The sequence below is a fragment of the Mesorhizobium sp. WSM4828 genome (assembly GCF_055811175.1).
This window is the reverse complement of the sequence record NZ_JBVVQK010000039.1, coordinates 23750-42571: the sequence shown is the minus strand read 5'-3', so window position 1 is coordinate 42571 and position 18822 is coordinate 23750. Positions and strand designations below refer to the sequence as shown.

Below are 18822 nucleotides of genomic sequence, written 5' to 3'. Positions count from 1 at the left end.
TCATGCAGCGCAATAAGGTGCATCACGTCTACACCGTCGAACGTGTCGCCAGGGACCTCGGCGTCAGCGAAGCGCTCATCCACGAACTGACCCTCGGTCTCGAGCCGGAGGACGGCGTCATCTGGGTGTACGGCACCAACGCTGACGACGGGATCTTGGCCTTCACCGATGAAGGCATCGAGGAGGTCAAACTCCTCCTCGAAGAATATCATCGCATCTCCCCATCAAAAACTTGACGCCAGCACCGCAGTGCTAAGGTCCTCATGGCCGCCGGATACGCACGTCTGCGGTCTTCACCGGATGCGTACGCCAAAGCGACGTTTTGAGACGCCTTCGGCCTCTCTGACGATGACAGCCTACGGTATTGAGTACGTGTAGACTAGATGCCGACTGCGATCCCCTTCCCCCGGTTGACCCGGCGCGGCGACCATGCCGAATACGGCCTGTCCGCCCGTGGCGAAAGGCCGGAAGAACTCCGTCCGGGAAGCTGACAGATTTGCTCAGACCGTGCTGCCGATCATTGCCTCCATTCAGCTGTTCGGCATCACCAGCCTGCGCGCGGCCTGGCAATCGCCCTGAACAGCCGCGGCGTTCGCACGGCGCGCAATGGCCAGTGGCAGGCGTCAGTGCCTCGAGCGCATCAGCTGTTTCACCACTTGTGGCGAGCCCAGCGAGACAATGCCTACCATCCGCTTGTCGCGGTTCAGTACGGGCAAGCGCCGCACTTGGAGGTGACCCATATTGTGAAGGACCTCATCGACTTCCTGACCCGAGGATTCAGGGTGCATAAGCCTCCTTCGGCAAAGAGATCCGTGCAGCCGTGACTGCATCGTCAGTGTTGGTGAACAAGCTCCATATCCGTATTTTGTCGCTCGCGCTTATGATCTGCCTGCCGTCTTCACGTATTTCGACGCTCCGAACCGGACCGTCATGACGCAGCTCTTGAAGCTGCTCTCCGCTAGCAACATCCCACACAACGACCGACCTGCGAGCCGTTCTCTCCTGCAGCCAGCCGCCGAAGGCTCCGTCACCGACGTACTTCGCCGGGTCGACCATGGCCGTGACAACCCTCTTCCCCCCCGCCACAAAGGCAGCGAAGTTCAAATCATCACCAGCGCTCAGGGTTCTATGGAGTGACCCAGCAACCCAAATCCTAGCGGTGCCGTCTCTTGATGCCGTGACCAAGTACTCGCCGTCGTCGCTAAACTCAACGTGCTCGATTTCTCCCTTGTGACCGACAAGAGTCGCGATGACAATACCGTCCGACACGCGCCAAATCCGTCCCGTCCCATCGGAAGAAACGGTGGCGAGGCGTGCTCCGTCCCGACTGAACGCCAAATCGAGGATCGGACCGCCGTGGCCGCTCAGGACCCTCTTCATGGTGCCATCTGGCAAGCTCCAGATGCGCGCTGTTCCATCATGGGAGGCGGTAGCTATCTCGCCTGGATTCGGGCTGAATCTGGCTCGTTCCACATTGGCCATATGACCGGAGAGCACGGCCACGAGCGCACCATTCTGAGCGTTCCAAACCCTGGCGGTCCGGTCTTTACCGCGAGTGGCAAAACCCATCGACTGCGCGACTCGCCCGCAGACCGTAACAACATACTCGCCATCCGGACTGAACTCGGCCTGGGAAATGACGGCGGTGTGGCCACCAAGGTGCGCAACGATCTCCGATGTCTGGGAGTTGACGAGGACGACCTCGCCAAACATATGGTGGTGCACTGCTCTCGTTCCATCTGGACTAAGCTCGTTCTTGAACGGCGATGCAAGGCTCGCCTCTACATCGACCCCCTGGACGATGCTGAGATTCTCACGGTTGTGCGTTGCCCAAACACGGGCCGTTCCATCGCTGGATGCGGTGGCAAAGAGTGAACGATCAGCAGACACGGCCAGGGCGTTTATCGATCCACGGTGTGTAGTCAAGACCGCTGCCGGCTCGTGGGCGCCCAATGTCCAGAAGCGGACTTTCCCGTCGTTGCCGGCAGTAATGAAATTTTGTCCATCGTCGATGAATCTGCCCGACGACAGACCATGGGCCAAGGTATATGCCTCGGATGGCAAATCGCTATAAGTTCCCAGAAGTGTTCCGTGCTGAGAGGACCAGATCCGGGCGGTGCCATCCTCAGAGACCGTAAGGATACTATTGTCGTCTTGGCTGAACTCCGCCTGCTGGATGAAGCCCGAATGGCCCGTAAGAGTGACGAGGCTATCTCCTGTCTGCGCTCGGTGGAGACTGGCAGTGTTCTCGATTGGACCGCTCGCGATCCGCTCGCCGCCCGCAACTGTGGCCTCCGGCTTTGAAACGACCAGCAAGGTCTCGCCATCGCGTGAAAAGTGCGAGAAGGCGACCTGGGCTTCGTTGCTAGATGTTGCGAGTAAGCTGAACGGGTCAACACTCCACACTTTTGCAGTCCTATCGTCAGATGAGCTGACGAGTTGACGTCCCGCAGCATCGAATTCGACGTGGTTAACTGCACGGCTATGCCTCAGAGTGGCAACGGGCTGCCCGTTGTCGGATCTCCAGATACGGACTGTGGCATCGTCCGAGGCGGTCGCTACAAATCTTCCGTCAGGGCTGAAGGCAGCGTGCCGCACAGTCCCGCTGTGCCCGATGAGACGCAGTTCTTGCCACCCCTCGATATTCCACAGGCGGACAGTGTGATCGAGTGACGTCACGAGAATGCGACGCCCCGTGAGATCGAATCCTATGAATTCCGCGACGTCAGCACCGTCGTAGATCGAGGTCGCTTTCTTGGCGATCAGTCTCGAGTGACTGACGCCGGCCGTATCCCAAAGTCGAACCTCACCCCTGAACGATTTCGTCAACAAGAGGTTGCCAGTCGGGTTGAGCGCGACACTATCGATCCCATCTGGCCCAGCATGGAAGATGGATTTCTCACGCAAGCGCGACAAGCCGCGGTTGAGAGCGGCTTCGGCCGCAGCCACATAAGGTCTATCGGGGCTCACCGTGGAGTTCGGCAACGCATCGATCGCCAGTGACACTCCCTCGGCAACCCTCCCCTCGCTAATAGCGTCCTCCGACTGAGCTGCAAGCACACGCGATTGGCCGACCAGCGCAATGTTTCGTTCCGTAAGTGCAATCTGCCTCTGCCATAGGGCAATGATGGACAAGACGAGGGCAAGAACAACGACCACAGCGGACAGTCCAACGATCATGCGCTGCCGCCCGGTCGCGGCGCGCCGACTCTCCGTGATAAAGCCGCGATGGGCATCTGTGGGATCGGGCGCTCTCTTCGGTCGCGTGGTCAGCCACGTTTCAGCTGCGGCGAGTTCCTTGCCGCGCAACTCCAGCTCGTGCGGACGTTGAAAGGCCTCCCACCGTTGCGCGAGGGTGCCGAGTCGTGTGTGCTCGCGTACCCAGCCGATGTCCGTCTCGAGGACACGGACGACTTGATCGATCGCAGCGTTGAAGTCTCCTGATGCACCGGACGCCGCGTCCTCTATGAAAAAAATATAATTGAGGCGGGCAAGCGCTGCTGGTGCGAACTGACCTCCCAGGTCGCGAGCCACGATTGGCACAATGCGCTTGTTTAGACTTTCAGCGAAGTCGACCTCTTGCTGACAGATCGAGCTATTCGCCGAGTCTCGACTCAGAACGAAGATGACGGTGTCGGACTCTGCAATGAGCTGCTCAATGCGCAGCCACCATGCCTCGCCTTTCTCAATGTCCTCCCGGTCGACAAGAGTGTCGATGCCGTGATCGTCGAGAGCGGCCTGCAGCTGATCGACGAAGCCGATGTCTCGCCGCGAGTAGGAGATGAAAACCTTAGGCGCTTGGGTCTCAAGCGACTCGGTTTTGCGATCCTCTAGAACCCTTCCCATTAACTCCCCAGCCGAGTGCATTCTTCAGACACTGAAGAGCTTATCCGGCAACTGCTGCAGCGAGCAAAGGAAAACTGGGAGTCCTGATATCAGAACATCGCGTGCGGAAGAAAATGAAGTGCTAGCTCACTCCAGCGAAGCTGGCCCGTGATAATACAACTCCTACTGGTCTGTTGAATGTGGGCACGGCGTGGGCCACAAGCTTCGTAGGCGACCGAATTATCGAAGCACTGAACGCAGCCAGGGTCGGGTATTGAGCAAGGTTTCAGGACGCAACCGACCGCCACCCCTTGTCGTGACGATCCATCGTCGGTGTCGGTCGAGAGTGTGAGTCAGCCCATCGACCCACCGCATTTACAGTACAGTTTCCCCGCTTACTTGCCAAAGTGACGACCTCGGTTCTATAAAAGTCTAGGACAAGGCTGTTGGCGCTGCACCATGGGGTACGAACCTGCAAAGGTGTCAGAGCTATTGGCGGACCAGCCGGCAAGGGCCAAGGTATTCATCTCATATTCCCGCAAAGATATAGACTTCACTGACCGTATCGAAGCGGCCCTGATCACACGAGGTTTCCAGGTATTCATCGACCGTCGACAGATCTCTGCGCTTGAGGAATGGTGGAAGCGGATCGAGACGCTTATCACGCAAGCGGACACGGTCCTTTTCGTGCTCAGCCCGGATTCGCTCGCTTCGAAGTACGCGCAGAGGGAGGTCTCTTTTGCAGGTTCACTAAACAAGCGCTTGGCGCCGGTCGTATATCGCCGCGTTGATGGGCAGGTTGTTCCTGAGGCGCTCGCGAAACTCAACTATGTCTTCTTCGATGACGAAACCAAGTTCGAAGCAAGTGCTGACAAACTCGCCGAGGCGCTGCGCATCGACATCAGGTGGATTCGACTGCACACCGAATTTGGCGCCGCAGCGCGCCAGTGGTCTGCAGCGAAGCGGCCGAACGGGTTGTTCCTGCGCTCGCCCCTGCTTGAAGAAGCGGAACGATGGATCGCTGCGCGCCCCAAAGGTGCGCCGACCCCGACGGAGGAGACGCGATCGTTCATTGAATACAGCCGGGCTGCGACAACCCGTCGAAGAAACATACTGACAGCCAGCCTGATCCTAGGCCTCGTTTTTGCCCTTGGGCTTTCAAGTTATGCCTTTTATCAACGATCTAAAGTCCAGCAAGAGCTAGGTCGCGCGAACAATGCTCTCGCTGCCGCCATTAACAACGAGTTTAACTTCGCGCCCGTTCTTCCATTTACGACGCGGTCGCGCCAGGCGCTTTGGACCTTGGCAACTGCCGATAAAGCAGTGAAACGGAGTTTTGTATCAGCACTCATAAACAGTCCCGGAGAAATGCTCCGAACTGCCCCCGGGTTCATTCAGATATCCCGTGCGCTTGGCTTGATGTGGCCGTCTGAGGCCGAGGGACAGATTCTCTTCGACCTTAGTGTCAGCAGCTCCCGAAACATCGGCCTCGCTAACCTTTCTGTGCCGGTATTGAACGCTTTGGCGGAAGGCCTGAGCGAAGAACAGACAACGCAGGCTCTCGGCCGGCTTTTACCTCAGCTCGGGCAGGCGAATGACTTTGCACTTCGGGGGGTGGCGCCGGCGATCGAAGCGCTTGCGCCGAAACTGACCAAGACGCAGGCGACGCAGGCGCTCGACCCTGTGCTTCGCCAGTTAGAGAAGACAACCGACGCTATCGCGGTCCAACAGCTCGTCCAGACGTTCCTGGCCCTGTCCGCGAAGTCGTCTGAGGCTGACGTACGACGGGCGCTTGATCCATTACTGCGGCGTTTTGCTGAGGCTAAAGTGCCGTGGAGCATCATAGCGTTGGCACAGGCGCTTGAAGTATTGGCACCAGAACTGACAGAGCCGCAGGCAAGGCAAGCGCTTGATCCTGTGCTGCGACAAATCGAGGAGACGATAGATCCCTCCTCGCTTGAAGCGTTGGCTCAGGCGCTCCAAGCCCTACCGGTGAATCCGTCAGAATCTAAGGTGCAGCAGGCATTCGAACAGTTGTTGCGGAATTTTCGCCAAAGAAGAACTCCATTCGAACTCCAGCGCATGGCTGGGGCGATCCGGTCACTGGCGCCGAAACTCACTGAAGCCCAAGCCCAAGTGGCGCTCGACCCGATTCTGCAGCAGATCGGAGAAACAACAGATACTTCCGCGCTCCAAGCATTGGGCCAGGCGCTCCAAGCCCTTTTGACAAAGCAGGCTGCATTTGAGACACGGCAAGCGCTGGGCTCGGTCATGGAGCAATTCGGCGGCCAAGGAACCAGCCCCAAGACGCTGCGAATGGGCGGGCACGAGCTGCAAGCATTGGCCCCGAAACTGACCCAGGCACAGGCAGGGCAAGCGCTTGACCCTGTACTATATCACCTCGCGTACACGACAGATCCCTCCGTAGTCCAAGCACTGGCAAAGGCGCTTCAGGCGTTAGCGCCGAAACTGACTGAGGAACAGGCTCGGCGAATCCTCCATCCGATCCTGCAGCAGCTCGCCACGACCTTCGATCACGAAGCGCTTCAGGCGTTGGCCCAAGCGCTCCGGGCGCTGGTTCCCAAGCTGACCGACTCGCAGGCACAGGAGGTGTTCGATCAATTCCAACTGAGGGTAGTCCGTACGATCGATTCCAACGTGCTCAGTGCTCTCGCCGAGGTGCTCGAGGCGCTCACGCCGAGGTTGACAGATTCTCAGGCGCAGCAGGCATCTCGTACTGCTTCTTCATCGCTCGCATGGGCTTCCAGTAAAGATGAAGCAGTCGGGTGGGCACGGTCACTCGTTGCACTATCACTCCGGCTTCATGAACAAAGTAACACTGAGCAACTAGTTGCGGCGATTGCTTATCCAACCGCTGCCGGGCCAGCGACCGAGGTTTTGCTTGAGGCGATCAGGGCTCGAAACCCGACCGCGCCTGGGGCACAAGCCGGAACGGACGCTGTTCTTAAATGGCTCGCGACGAGGTACCCTTGGATTCTGGATCCCCCGATTTGCCCAGAACCGCCGCAGTCCCCATCCATACCGGACTTCAAATGTCCTTAGACAGACGATCCGACGCTCGTTTTGGGAAGGTTCCGTAGGGTTGTCCAGGCTCGGGTTGTGCCCGTTGTGCTGCTCACAGTCTGTTCCCCCGATATGCCAGTTCACCATGGGGGTCGAAGACCAGTGACGGTGGATTTTGATCCAAATCCAATATGAATGGCGTATCACCGCCGGCGCTCATTATTTTGTTCCCTATCCGCGTGAGTTCGATATCAACGGTTCCGATTCTCTCATAGTCAGACGTAACACGGACTCTGCGTTGGTCGAGCATGCTGATTGTCAACGCAACGTCGCTGCGTGAACCGCCCTTCGAATCCGCTATGACATCGCCGACGTAGCTTCCTGTCGCGATCTCAGCAAGTCCACCGACTGAACCGACTGGCTCGGTGATTTGGGCAGAGGGATCGGATTGGGTGCTCGAAGAAACACGCTGTTGAAGTTCAGTTCGCCATCCATCCCGCGCAAAAAGAAAGAATCCAATTAAGGCGATAATCACCGCTGTCGCGACCAACATCCAGGCCCGATACGAGCTTGATGGCTTTGTCCTGCTCGAGGGCAGCTGGTTCGCCGGGGCGCGGCCAACTGCAGCGGCCAGGCCGTCGCACAAGGATCGAAAGCCGCTATGCGCGGGATCCCCATTCCAGCTCATCAAATCCGCGGTTTGCTTGCGTCGGAACTCAAACGGCAGCTTGACGCCCTCGATGCTGGCCGGGACCAATACACCCCGCTCCGCCGCCACGGTCGCCTCGTTCTTTACCCATTCTGACGCGATCGAATGTTTTGACCACAAAACAACGACACTCTTTGCGGTTTCCAACTCGCGCTCAATTGCTTGATCATAAGTTTGACCCGCTACGATGTTGCGATCCCACCAAACGGACCATCCCAACGCGCCGAGAGCGCTTGCCAGCTTCGCGGCTGGGCCTCGATCTTCAGATGCGTAGCTGATAAACACATCGGTGACGGTAACTTCATTAGCATCTGATCGCTGCTGGCGGACTCCCGGCGCGATCATGCCGTCCGCCCAGCTAGCTGCGATGCTCCCGCACCTGCCAGGGATCGGTGCAGCAGCAGTCCGTCCTTCGGCACACGGGCGACCAGGGATGCGTAACACCGAATTGCTCGAGTGTGCGCGAAAAAACACTCAGCCTCTGCCCATAGCGCATCAGCCAATGGCCTTGCCTGGTCTAAGTCCAAGCGTGAGTAGCTCACGAAGACTCTCATAAATCCACCACCCAAGGCAGTAAATCATGCGGAGACATGTTCCTTCAAGTGAAATGAGGCAAGGGAGATAACCTTGACCGGACGAGCGTTTCGGCGCATGCAGCCTGTCCCCGCCTTCAAGCTCACAGCCGCTGCTGTCCCTGCAGGCATTGCGCCCCAGCGGGTTGCCTCGAACCCGAAAGACTAGTTGCTGCCGTCCTGGTGATAGTTCGGCGCAACTGGATTTGCCCGCGTGCGGTCAATTTCGCGTCGCTGGCGATTCCCAACCCGCAACAGACGACTCTGTTGCGAGGCACCTCCATTGACGCCGCTGCTCATAGCTCGGTTACAATCAACTTCGGGGACACCCTTCGGACCGTTGGATGCGTCGGCGGAGGTGATCCGGCGCCAAGGGCGAGACCGGCCCACTGGATATTCTCCTGCCGCCCTGGACCAGGTTCTGTTGAATTGACGATGAGTTTAGGCCGGCGCGCTCACCGCGCGCGATGACCTGTCCAGATCCTGGACGAACATGCGCGCCAACTGTTCCATGAGGGCAACCCGGTTGACCACCCTCACCAACGCGCCGTTCGATGTAATTGGTACGCAAGGGTGTGGCCAGTCAAGAATACCTTTCAGGAACGGAGAGGCAGGGCCGGCGCGATCCTGTTCCACCCCGCGCCGCAGCAGATCGCCACCGAGCCAACTCCGCACCTCGCGAGGCGATACCAGGATGCGGACTTGGGCTTCCGAATGCACCACGAACAGCGCATTCCATTCCGCAGCCCGTTGATCAAGCGCGTAGTCAATGTTGCTTCTGTCTATGGGGCTCTTTCGACAATTGTGGTCGAATTCCTGAAGCAGTTGGTTGCTTCTCGCAAGGCGATCGCGAACTGTTGCCGGCGTTGCTGCACCTACGAACGTGTCTCCGGCTTGAAGAAAAATTAGGAGGTCAGTCGCACCGATCTCGTCCACAACGCAGGCGAGGAAGAACAATCGCGTCGACCACCAATATGGTTTGTCGCGCAGGTCAATCCTCAATACGGCCAGTTGCGGGGCGTCAGCGAGCGACTGCTTCATCGCCCCCAGCGTCGACTCCTGGACAGGCCCACCATACATCAGGGCTTCGGTGAACCCCGGATTCCAGGGCCAGCGAGACCATTCCTGTACGGTCGCTGATTTCGCGGCGGTAGATGGAAGCACTGACCTGTCGCGCGAGATCTTCGGGAGTCTTGAAGATACCAGCGAGCCAATTGCTTAGCAACTCGTCGCGAAAGCGCTTGATGCGGACACCACTTTCGTTCTCACCCGTCACTGCATCCATGAACGGCGCCGGACAACTGGCAGCCGGGTCGAGGAGAAACACCACGGCTTCTTGGGAATTGCCGCAAGAAACTCGCATTCGGTGATCGACGTCCTGCCTGGTCTGGCTCCCGATGGCCAAGGGGCAGTACCGGCGCTCGTCTTGGCTGGAACGTAGCCGTAGCGCCACGCAACGATGCTCACGCAGACATCGGCGTCGCGAGCATCAGCAAAGCATCGATCAAGCGGGCGTGTCCCCTCAGCGACATACTCCTCCATGCTGATGACTTCATGGCCCATCTGCCTCAGAACGAGAGCTACTGCTGCGCGATGTTCGACAAGATCGGAAAAAGTCGCCGATATATAGATGCGCATGTTCTCGCTCGGAAGCTCATTTGGCCTTGGCAGCCTAGGCTAGGATACTAGATTATAGTCGTCAAAATATCGATGCTTCGTATTTTCCCGGTTCGAGGATTCTTGCTATTTAGGAGATACGGCTTGTCGGAAAGCTTCTCCAGAGGGCTCAAGTAAATGGCGTCCGCAGTTGCGTTGCTCTTTAGCGGTCACATGATCGATCTTCCGGACCGTCGCCAGCAGCGGTTCCCCGCCGATCGCGAGATGGCAGCAGCGGCTTGGATTCAGAAAAAGGTCGAAATCGGCAGCCGGGGAAGCAGTGCCGCCGGATTCAGCAGCGGTTCGCGCGGCGGCGACATTCTTTTTCTTGAGGCATGCATGCGCGTGCACATAGAGACACACATCGTATTGCCTTTCGAACCCGAGTTGTTCGTGCAGACCTCTGTATCCGGCGTCCCAACCGGCAACTGGGAACGGCGATTCTGGGATGTCTGGACGGCGACGCCACAACAGCACCGGGAGGTTCTCGGCCTGAACGTTTCGGGAAAAGCCTACGAAGCATGCAATGAGCGGCTTCTGGATCTGGCAAGCCAGCACGGCAGAGTTCACCTCATCTGCCTATGGGACGGCAAGGAAGGCGACGGGCCTGGCGGCACGGCGGATCTGGTGAGAAGGACCAAAAGGTTGGGCGACATCGCCGACGCAGTCGCGCCGTTGAATCTCGACGGCTAGCCGAAATCTCGGGAACGGTGCAGGGGAGTGGAGAACGATGCCGAGTTGCTTTGTGATCATGGGATACGGCGAAAAGACTGATTTCGAGACGGGGCGGAAGCTTAATCTTGATGCGACTTACCACAACATTATCAAGCCCGCGGCGGAGGCGGCCGGCTATACCTGCATTCGCGCAGACGAGGTGTTGCATTCCGGGGTCATTGATATCCCGATGTACGACATGCTGCTCGACGCCGACCTGGTGATCGCTGACATCTCAGCCTCCAATCTCAACGCTATGTTCGAGCTTGGCGTGCGACACGCGCTTCGCCCACGCTCGACCATCATCATGGCCGAGAGCCAGTTCAAGAGTCCGTTCGACGTCAACCACATCGTTATCCGCAAATACACCCACCTCGGACCGGATATCGGCTACACCGAGGTCGGCCGGATGCAAAAAGATCTTGCAGCGCTTATGGCCGAGATTTGCACATCGGAAAAGCCCGATAGCCCGATCTATTCCCTATTGAGACTGGAGCCTCCGAGGCGGCTTGCCGCGACAGCAGCGGCGGTCCCCGGCGAACCCCCAGGCGCGGTCGCCGAGGCCTCAAAGGCGTCAGATGAAACCCATGCCGCGTTGTGGGCCGAAGTGGCCGCGGCCAGAGCCGCCAGCGACTTCGTAAAGGAAAAGGCAATCCTGAGGGGAATTTACGACAAGCAGACACTGCGCCCTGGGCAGCAGATGCAGGCCGCGCGGCCGCGCGTCGTGCGCGAACTTGCATTCTGCACCTACAAGATCGGCGACAGCTATCTCAAGACCGATCCGGCAGCAGCAGGCATTGCTTACGAAGAGGCCATCGCGCTGCTCCGCACTCTCGATCCTGAACAGACCACTGACCCCGAAACGCTCGGCCTGTGGAGCAGTGTTCACAAGCGCCGCTTCGACTTGCCGGGACGTTCCGAAGGACAGCGTCTGCTCGATCTTGAAGCCGCCATCTACACGGCGGAACGTGGTTTCCTTATCCGGCAGGACTACTATACCGGCATCAATCTAGCTTACCTGTTCGATCTTCGCGCAAGCATCAGTAGCGGCGACAAGAAGATTGCCGATCGGGTCTTCGCCGACCGCGTGCGCACGCGAGTAATCACGGCCGCAGAAAAGGCCATCGAACTCATGTCCGAGCGGCTTGTCGGCGCCGACGGGCAACGCAGTGCCAATGCCGTGGAAGAGCTGTACTGGGCCCACGCCACGATTGCCGAAGCCTTGATCGGTCTCGGCGATCAGAAGGGCGAGCACGCATTTGAGCAGGCCAAGACCTATGCCGTCGCGGACTGGATGATCGCCACTACGGCCGGACAGATCAAAACGCTCAAGGCGCTACGCGCCACGTGAGCGACGCGCGAGGGAACCGTTACCAGCGCACGTTCTGCTCGCCCCGGCTCCAGCGGCGGCAGTCCACCGACGGTCTTCGTTGAACGGACATCAGTTTCCCCCATTTGCTTTTCCCGTTTCGGCAGCAACCCCATTTCGGCCCAAGCCTGTGTTCGGCGTGGCCAATCGGCACGCATAGCGCGCACCTGCCCCTCAATTGCGACGTGTCCTCCCGGCTGGCACGCCACTCTTTGTCGCGACGAACCATCGTCGATCTTGGTTGATAGCGTGTGCCGCGACAGCCAGCTACGTGCATTTAAAGTAGCCATTATCTCCTCTCACTTACATGCAGAAAAGAGAGACGTGTTCGTCTTGTCTGAAAAGCCCGCGTCGTCTACACTTGATTTATATTCGCAATAACCGGCTCCTATTTTAAAGATCGTTGTTGCGCGTAGCGGGGGCGATGGGCGTGGCGATTCTCCAATTTGTAGCCGATCGGCAGGCAATCTGGTCCGCCACGGCAAACTCATTGAAGTCCAGGATAGATCTAGCCAGGAAGGCTTCCTTTTCTTTGTCCATCGCCGGCGCGCTAGTCGCGTCTTTGGCCAGCATGCAGGCTGTGGATGGTCTCCTTCGTACCATTCTGATATCCATAGGAGCGGTAGCACTCGCTATTACCGGGATAATCGGCAGTCGCGTACTCACGAGTGAAGGCGTCCGCCAACAAATTCGCGCGCGGGCGGCATCTGAGGCGCTGAAGCGAGAGGCATACCTTTATGCTACTTCTGCCGGTGACTACTCGGATCCTGGCACCAGGGACGCCAAGCTCAAAGCAGCACAGCAAAAGATCGAAGACCAAGTGATCGATCTTACGCTTGTCCAACGGCCAGCGCAGCACGCAGGCTTATCTCCCCGATCCGGTCTGTCCTTTGATGACTACTTAAAAAACCGAGTAGAGGGACAAATTGCGTTTTATATCAATAACGCTGAGAAATATAGTAAACTCTCCAGAGTTCTTCATGCTGCCGAATTCACGTTGGCATTCGTGGCCGCAATTCTGACGGCTCTCGCAGGCGCGATTGGAAAAGGCGCATTCGATATAGCGGCCATAATCGGGGTCCTGACGACCTGCGCGGCGGCGGTGGTAGCTCACCTTCAAGCATCACACTATGATGATTTGATCGTCGGCTATCGTGCGGCAGCCAGCAAGCTCCAAAGCCTCAAAGCCACCACCGAAAACACGACCCCCGTAGCGATCCTGGCAGGCACCGCCGAAGAGATCCTCGCCGCGGAGACAAACAGCTGGCAAGCTATGTGGTCGAACAACAAGTCAAAATAATAGCATCAATCAGACCTGACCACTGGAGGGCAGAATGTTTGACGAAGCTGCAAGACAGAAAATCGCTGCGCTGGCTGAAGACATTGGCGTTGAGCCTGCGACACTGCTGGCGGTCGCCGAGGTTGAAAGCGCCGGGAGAGCGTCCGAAATTGTCGACGGGAGGGATATGCCTTTGATCCGTTGGGAGGGACACTATTTTTACCGGCTGTTGCCCCAATCGCTCAAGAAGTCGGCTCTGGCGAAAGGTTTAGCCCATCCGAATGCCGGAGGCGTGCCCAACCCAAAATCACAACAGGCGCGATATAATCTGCTAAGGCGAGCGAAGGAGATCGACGAGGTTGCCGCACTGTCTTCCTGCTCTTGGGGGCTCGGCCAAGTTATGGGGGCACATTGGTCTTGGCTGGGATATGCGACCGTCCAAGAACTTGTTGCCGAAGCCTGCGCCGGTATCGTTGGGCAAGTCCAACTCATGTCTAAATTCATCGTGCGTTCGAAATTGACCGATGAGCTTCGAAACAATGACTGGGCCGGATTCGCCCGCCAGTATAACGGCACTGGCTTCAAGAAAATGCGTTACGATACGAAGATGGCGGGTGCTTATGCACGGCACAAGTCAGCGGCCGGCAGCAATTTGGATGCCGATGACGAAGATGCACCGACCGTCCTCCGTGTCGGGGTCTCCGGGGTCGACGTCAGTCAACTGCAAGAGAAGCTCCGCAAGCTTGGCTATACATTGAACGTGGATGGCGATTTTGGCCCTGCTACCAAGCAGGCGGTGACGAAATTCCAGCAAGACCATGACTTGCAGGCCGATGGAATTGTGGGCCCGCTGACCTGGTCTGTCATAGAACGGCTGCAGGGAACTCCGGGAGATGTCTAGGCCCGTCGGCTCAATCTGCGGGCGCGCCCTCACCTTGCGAATCGATCACCCGCCTGCACTGAATTCGCGTCGCGGGCGGGAGGAACAGACATGTCGCTGATCGAGCGCATCTCTCAACCCGGCAAGAAAAAGTTGCTTGCGATCGACGGTGGCGGGATTCGTGGCATACTTGCACTCGAGATCCTGCAGGGAATCGAAGATCTGCTGAGACCAAGGGGCGGCGGCGAAAGCTTTCGCTTGGCCCAATACTTCGATTATATCGCCGGAACGAGCACGGGCGGCATCATCGCTGCTGGGCTCTCGATGGGAATGTCGGTACGGGAGATTCTCGATTTCTATGAAAGCTGCGGCGCCCAGATGTTTGTTCGCGCGAGCATTCTGGAACGGCTACGATACAAATTCGAATCCGAGCCACTGGCAGTGAAATTGAAAGAGGTGTTCGGAAGTGACACCACTTTCGGATCTGCCAAACTTCAAAGCCTGCTGCTGCTGGTGATGCGCAACGCAACCACAGATTCGCCATGGCCGCTTTCGAATAATCCATACGGCAAATACAATGATCCGGCACGCCCTGACGACAATGGCAAATTTCCACTCTGGCAACTGGTCCGGGCAAGCACTGCCGCGCCAACCTACTTTCCGCCGGAAGTCATCGTACTTTCCGGCGGGACGAAGGCAACGAACAAGCAGTTTGTCTTCGTCGACGGCGGCGTCACCATGTACAACAACCCAGCCTTCCAGATGTTCCTGATGGCCACGGTCGGCAGCTATTGGGCGCGCAAGCCGGCGGCGCGTTGGCGGGCGGGAGCCGACCAGATGCTCATAGTGTCGGTCGGAACGGGTACCAGCCCGGACGTTCGGTCTGGCCTGGACCCGGATGACATGAACCTGCTGTTCAATGCAACAACGATCCCGTCGGCACTTATGTTTGCGGCCTCGACCGAACAGGACCTGCTGTGCCGCGTGTTCGGAGAGTGCCGCGCAGGGGACTCCATCGACCGGGAGATCGGTGATCTGATTGGCAATATTGGGCCGTTGGAAAACGGAAGTAAGCTCTTCACGTACGTTCGCTACAACGCGGAATTGACGAGCGCAGGCTTGACCGCCCTGGGGCTAAAGCATGTCCGGCCGGAGACTGTGCAGAAAATGGACGCAATCGACGGGATGGCTGAGTTGCATGAAGTCGGAAAGAAGGCAGCCGGCAAGGTGAACAGGGAGCACTTTGCTGGCTTCTGAGGCTATGAACATCCATACACCAGCAGGCTCGGAGAACGGACGATTTGCGCATGTCAGGAGGGTTGCAGTGGCTGCGCCCGCTCTGTTTCATGGTGATGCCCTACGGCCAGAAAGCTACTCAGGCAGAGCCGGGATAGGAACCAGGCACGTCGACTTCAACGCTCTCTGGGACCGGGCTTTATGTCCCGGTGATCAAGGAACTCGGCTACGATCGCGTGCGGACAGAACAAGACCTCGGCAGCCTGATCATCACGCAAATGCTAGAGTGCCTCTATTTCGGCGATCCCGTGCTTGCGGACGTGACCATCCCCAACCGCAATGTTTATTTCGAGGTGGGCATTCGCCACGGGTCGGCGGAAAGGGATGTGTGCTGCTCGCTGCGGACTGGGCGAAAGCCCTGTTCGATGCGGCGCAGATGCGGATGGTACGCTACCCACTCACCGAAGGGAATCGAGGTGGATATTGCGCTGGCCATCCAGCAGGGTATCGCGGGTGGCATTGCGGATTCTGGAGTTTTAGTTTCGCACGCCATAGCTGGTTGTGAAGCTTTTCTCTTTCGTCGCGACCGCCTGCGTGTTCCGCCGCCAGCAGGTCGACTGCTGCGGATTGAGGAATAGAAATTACGCCCTGTCCCGCACCGAGGATATAATTTAGCATTTCTACAAGAGCTTCGTACTGGGCACTTGCGCTCCACGTGTAAGAAATGAAATTTTTCAACATTGTAGATGCCAGCAGGTTGCCCACGGAATCAGATCTTCAAGGACAAGACCCGCAAATATGCATTGCAGCTGCCAGCGTGACCAAGTAGGGCCTTAGCTGGAATGGCTTCCGTTCCCTGCTTGCAAGATTTGCACAACATCTACTATTTCGTAATCTGCTAATGTGTGCCAAGGTTGAAGGATCGCTGGGGGCGACGGATTTGTCCCGCATCTTCATCAGTCATTCGAGCCGCAACAACGCCGAGGCGCGGGCGATCGGCAACTGGCTGATTTCGAATGGCTGGAACGACTATTTCCTCGATCTTGACCCGGAGCGAGGCATCGTCGCCGGCCAGCGCTGGGAGCGTGCGCTGCACGAGGCGGCCAATCGCTGCCAGGCGGTGCTTTTCCTGATCAGCAAGGCATGGCTTGAATCCGACTGGTGCGAGAAGGAGATGATGCTCGCCCACAAGCTCGACAAGCCGATGTTCGGCGTTATCATCGATGACAAGGTGACGATAGAGGCATTGCCGCCGAAGCTGAAGGCCTACTGGCAGGCGGTGGATCTGACCAAGGGCCGCGACGGCGTGATCATCCCGACTCTGTCGGAAGACAAGACCGAGGAACAACATGTCACCTTCTCGGAAAGTGCCCTGAAGCGGCTGAAGTCCGGCCTGGAGAAGGCAGGGCTTGATGCCGGCTTCTTTCCCTGGCCGCCAAAGGAAGAGCCGGACCGGTCGCCCTATCGAGGATTGAAGCCGCTTGAGGCGGTCGATGCCGGCATTTTCTTTGGCCGCGATGGGCTGATTGTAGAAGCGCTCGACCGGCTGCGCGGACTGCGCGAGGCGGCAGCGCCGCGGCTGTTGGTAGTGCTCGGCGCGTCGGGCGCCGGCAAGTCCTCATTCCTGCGGGCAGGGATAATTCCTCGACTGGACCGCGACGATCGGCGTTTCCTCGTGCTGCCGCCAATCCGCGCGGCATTCGGTGCCGTCTACGGTGAAGCCGGGCTTGCCCAAGCCCTCGACACGACCGCGGCAAAGGTCGGCCTGAAGAAGGATCGGGCCGCCATCCGTTTGGCGATTGACGTCGGCGGCAAAGCGCTTTCCGACCTTGTCCAGGAAATCTGCAGCAAGGCCAAGCCCCCAGCATCGCCCGGCGATCCCGACATCGGACTGCCGACACTGGTGATCCCGATCGATCAGGGTGAGGAACTGTTTGCCAGCAACGCGTTGCCGGAGACCGCTGTCTTTCTGAAGAGGCTGGTCGAACTGCTGCATTTCAGGGACGCAGGTGATGAGACGAAGGCCGCGAAGGCCCCTCTTGCAACAACACTTGGCATCATCACCATCCGCTCCGACGCCTATGAGAGGCTGCAGACGAGCCCGACGTTCGGGGCAGTTGCGCACACCCCATTCTCGGTCGGACCGATGACCGAAGCAAGCTTCAAGGAGGTGGTCATCGGCCCTGCCGAGGTGCTGAACAAAAACACGAAGCGGAAACTGGTGCTGAAGGAGGACTTCATCGACACGCTGCTGCGCGACGTGCTCAAGGACGGAGGTCCCGACAAAATGCCGCTGCTGGCGTTCGTCATGGAACGAATGTTCTGGGACCATGGCGGCGATGACGTCATCACGCTTGCAGAATATCAGCAGAGCGGCGCCATCGGCGGGGCGATCGAAAAGGCAGTGAACGATGCGCTGGCAACGCTCGCCGGCAACCCGGACGTCCCCAAGAACCGCGACGCCGTCCTTGCCCTCTTGCGAGCAACGCTTATTCCACAGTTGGCGGTCGTCGATCCCGCAACGCGGGAGCCGCAGGGTCGTCCCGCCTTCCGTAGCGATCTGCCTCCCGAGGGGCTACCGCTCGTTGACGCACTCGTCGACAAGCGCCTGCTCACTTCAGATTCAGCGCCAGATTGCGGACAGACGCGGCTGCAGATTGCGCATGAGGCGCTGCTCAGGCAATGGCGGCCAATGCGCCAATGGCTGCGCGCGGAAGGTGAGGCGATTGCCATGTTGCGTCGCGCAGGAGACGCGGCACGTGAATGGGATGCCAAAGGCAGACTCGGCGACTGGCTGCAGCATTCCGGTACCCTGCTTGACCGGACAAGCGAGCAGGCCAAACGCAGCGAGTTGAAAAGCCTCGTCAACGGCGAGACAGCCGCCTATCTCGCCGCCTGCAACGCCCGTGACAACGCCTTGGCCGCGGAAAAGGAGGCGGCAACGGCGCGGCAACTTGCCGATGCCAAGACGATTGCGGAAGAACAGAGGAAAGCCGCCGACGCAGCAAAGGGCCAGATCATAGCTGTGAAGGAAGCAAGCCGACGTACGCAAATAGGCGCGGCGGTCGCGGGCGTTCTTGCTATCGTCGCAATCATCGGCGGGGCCATCGCGTGGCATGAACAAAGGCGGGGGCAGTTTTTGTTGTCGGCATCGACAACAGTAGCAAACTCGGTGACCCTTGAATTGGCACGAAAATTTCGGAATGTTAATGGTGTTCCCGTATTAGTAGTAAGAAATATACTCGTCAGCGCAGAGGGGTTGCAGGAAAAATTGATAGAAGCCGTCGGGGATGAAATGGAGGTCCGACGTGCACAGGAAGTCACATTCGTTGAAATTTCTAGAACGTTATTAGCCCAAGGCGATACAAGTTTTGCATTGGATTATGCTGGGCGCGCGGTGCAAATAGCTCTCAGGTTTAGCAGTGCTCAGCCGCTCGACCACCCTTGGCAAGTTGAGCTGGGAGCAGCTTTTCAAGTTAAAGGCGACGTCCAGAAGGCGCAGGGGAACCTGGCTGGCGCCCTGGAGAACTATCAGAAGTCCCTTGCCATCCGCGAGAA

General features: G+C 58.3%; 15 protein-coding genes and 1 pseudogene. 10 read left to right on the top strand and 6 right to left on the bottom strand.

Annotated features, from left to right (window positions below; all coding sequences use genetic code 11):
• A partial coding sequence (locus AC0L2X_RS28910; RefSeq protein ID WP_473600847.1) for a hypothetical protein occupies window positions 1-236 on the top strand: 236 nt, incomplete at its 5' end.
• A gap of 193 nt (window positions 237-429) precedes the next feature.
• A complete protein-coding gene (locus AC0L2X_RS28905) occupies window positions 430-579 on the top strand; it encodes a hypothetical protein (RefSeq protein ID WP_473600846.1) in 150 nt (49 codons plus the stop codon).
• Between the two features lie 86 nt (window positions 580-665).
• Here AC0L2X_RS28905 and AC0L2X_RS28900 read toward each other — a convergent pair.
• Both AC0L2X_RS28900 and AC0L2X_RS28895 read right to left on the bottom strand, forming a co-directional pair.
• Window positions 666-767 (bottom strand): annotated as a pseudogene (locus AC0L2X_RS28900) (CBS domain-containing protein); the annotation flags it as partial.
• A 10-nt stretch (window positions 768-777) separates the two neighbouring features.
• Window positions 778-3846: a toll/interleukin-1 receptor domain-containing protein gene (locus tag AC0L2X_RS28895; RefSeq protein WP_473600845.1), complete on the bottom strand. Its 3069-nt coding sequence runs from the start codon at window positions 3844-3846 to the stop codon at window positions 778-780.
• A 471-nt stretch (window positions 3847-4317) separates the two neighbouring features.
• Here AC0L2X_RS28895 and AC0L2X_RS28890 point away from each other — a divergent pair, with 471 nt between their 5' ends.
• Window positions 4318-6888 carry a toll/interleukin-1 receptor domain-containing protein gene (locus AC0L2X_RS28890; protein ID WP_473600844.1) on the top strand — a complete coding sequence of 857 codons (2571 nt, stop codon included), beginning with the start codon at window positions 4318-4320 and terminating at the stop codon, window positions 6886-6888.
• A gap of 73 nt (window positions 6889-6961) precedes the next feature.
• On the opposite strand, the gene AC0L2X_RS28885 is transcribed toward AC0L2X_RS28890, so the two are convergent.
• From AC0L2X_RS28885 to AC0L2X_RS28870, 4 genes are all read right to left on the bottom strand, one after another.
• A complete protein-coding gene (locus AC0L2X_RS28885) occupies window positions 6962-7903 on the bottom strand; it encodes a toll/interleukin-1 receptor domain-containing protein (protein ID WP_473600843.1) in 942 nt (313 codons plus the stop codon).
• Between the two features lie 668 nt (window positions 7904-8571).
• Complete coding sequence (locus tag AC0L2X_RS28880; protein ID WP_473600842.1) at window positions 8572-9171, bottom strand: hypothetical protein; 600 nt, start codon at window positions 9169-9171, stop codon at window positions 8572-8574.
• Window positions 9152-9415, bottom strand: a complete 264-nt coding sequence (locus AC0L2X_RS28875; protein WP_473600841.1) for a hypothetical protein — start codon at window positions 9413-9415, stop codon at window positions 9152-9154. Before AC0L2X_RS28875 ends, AC0L2X_RS28880 begins: the two co-directional genes overlap by 20 nt.
• Window positions 9403-9768, bottom strand: a complete 366-nt coding sequence (locus AC0L2X_RS28870) for a DUF4062 domain-containing protein (RefSeq protein WP_473600840.1) — start codon at window positions 9766-9768, stop codon at window positions 9403-9405. The genes AC0L2X_RS28875 and AC0L2X_RS28870 overlap by 13 nt, the downstream gene beginning before the upstream one ends.
• Window positions 9769-9960: 192 nt before the next feature.
• On the opposite strand from AC0L2X_RS28870, the gene AC0L2X_RS28865 reads away from it, so the two are divergent.
• The 7 genes from AC0L2X_RS28865 to AC0L2X_RS28835 form a co-directional block, all read left to right on the top strand.
• Window positions 9961-10479 carry a hypothetical protein gene (locus tag AC0L2X_RS28865; protein ID WP_473600839.1) on the top strand — a complete coding sequence of 173 codons (519 nt, stop codon included), beginning with the start codon at window positions 9961-9963 and terminating at the stop codon, window positions 10477-10479.
• 37 nt (window positions 10480-10516) lie between these two features.
• Window positions 10517-11851 carry a tetratricopeptide repeat-containing protein gene (locus tag AC0L2X_RS28860; RefSeq protein ID WP_473600838.1) on the top strand — a complete coding sequence of 445 codons (1335 nt, stop codon included), beginning with the start codon at window positions 10517-10519 and terminating at the stop codon, window positions 11849-11851.
• Between the two features lie 448 nt (window positions 11852-12299).
• Window positions 12300-13169, top strand: coding sequence for a DUF4231 domain-containing protein (locus tag AC0L2X_RS28855; RefSeq protein ID WP_473600837.1), 870 nt, complete (start codon window positions 12300-12302; stop codon window positions 13167-13169).
• 34 nt (window positions 13170-13203) lie between these two features.
• The gene (locus tag AC0L2X_RS28850; protein WP_473600836.1) at window positions 13204-14049 is read left to right on the top strand and encodes an N-acetylmuramidase domain-containing protein; all 846 of its coding nucleotides are present in this window, start codon (window positions 13204-13206) and stop codon (window positions 14047-14049) included.
• A gap of 90 nt (window positions 14050-14139) precedes the next feature.
• Window positions 14140-15285 carry a patatin-like phospholipase family protein gene (locus AC0L2X_RS28845; RefSeq protein WP_473600835.1) on the top strand — a complete coding sequence of 382 codons (1146 nt, stop codon included), beginning with the start codon at window positions 14140-14142 and terminating at the stop codon, window positions 15283-15285.
• Between the two features lie 188 nt (window positions 15286-15473).
• Window positions 15474-15902, top strand: a complete 429-nt coding sequence (locus AC0L2X_RS28840; RefSeq protein ID WP_473600834.1) for a hypothetical protein — start codon at window positions 15474-15476, stop codon at window positions 15900-15902.
• 302 nt (window positions 15903-16204) lie between these two features.
• The coding region (locus AC0L2X_RS28835) for a toll/interleukin-1 receptor domain-containing protein (protein WP_473600833.1) at window positions 16205-18822 on the top strand (2618 nt) is incomplete at its 3' end.

Coding starts and splice junctions, on each gene's coding strand:
- AC0L2X_RS28905 (WP_473600846.1), top strand. CDS start 430: ATGCCGAATACGGCCTGTCCGCCCGTGGCGAAAGGCCGGAAGAACTCC.
- AC0L2X_RS28895 (WP_473600845.1), bottom strand. CDS start 3,846: ATGGGAAGGGTTCTAGAGGATCGCAAAACCGAGTCGCTTGAGACCCAA.
- AC0L2X_RS28885 (WP_473600843.1), bottom strand. CDS start 7,903: ATGATCGCGCCGGGAGTCCGCCAGCAGCGATCAGATGCTAATGAAGTT.
- AC0L2X_RS28880 (WP_473600842.1), bottom strand. CDS start 9,171: ATGAAGCAGTCGCTCGCTGACGCCCCGCAACTGGCCGTATTGAGGATT.
- AC0L2X_RS28875 (WP_473600841.1), bottom strand. CDS start 9,415: ATGGATGCAGTGACGGGTGAGAACGAAAGTGGTGTCCGCATCAAGCGC.
- AC0L2X_RS28870 (WP_473600840.1), bottom strand. CDS start 9,768: ATGCGCATCTATATATCGGCGACTTTTTCCGATCTTGTCGAACATCGC.
- AC0L2X_RS28865 (WP_473600839.1), top strand. CDS start 9,961: ATGATCGATCTTCCGGACCGTCGCCAGCAGCGGTTCCCCGCCGATCGC.
- AC0L2X_RS28860 (WP_473600838.1), top strand. CDS start 10,517: ATGCCGAGTTGCTTTGTGATCATGGGATACGGCGAAAAGACTGATTTC.
- AC0L2X_RS28850 (WP_473600836.1), top strand. CDS start 13,204: ATGTTTGACGAAGCTGCAAGACAGAAAATCGCTGCGCTGGCTGAAGAC.
- AC0L2X_RS28845 (WP_473600835.1), top strand. CDS start 14,140: ATGTCGCTGATCGAGCGCATCTCTCAACCCGGCAAGAAAAAGTTGCTT.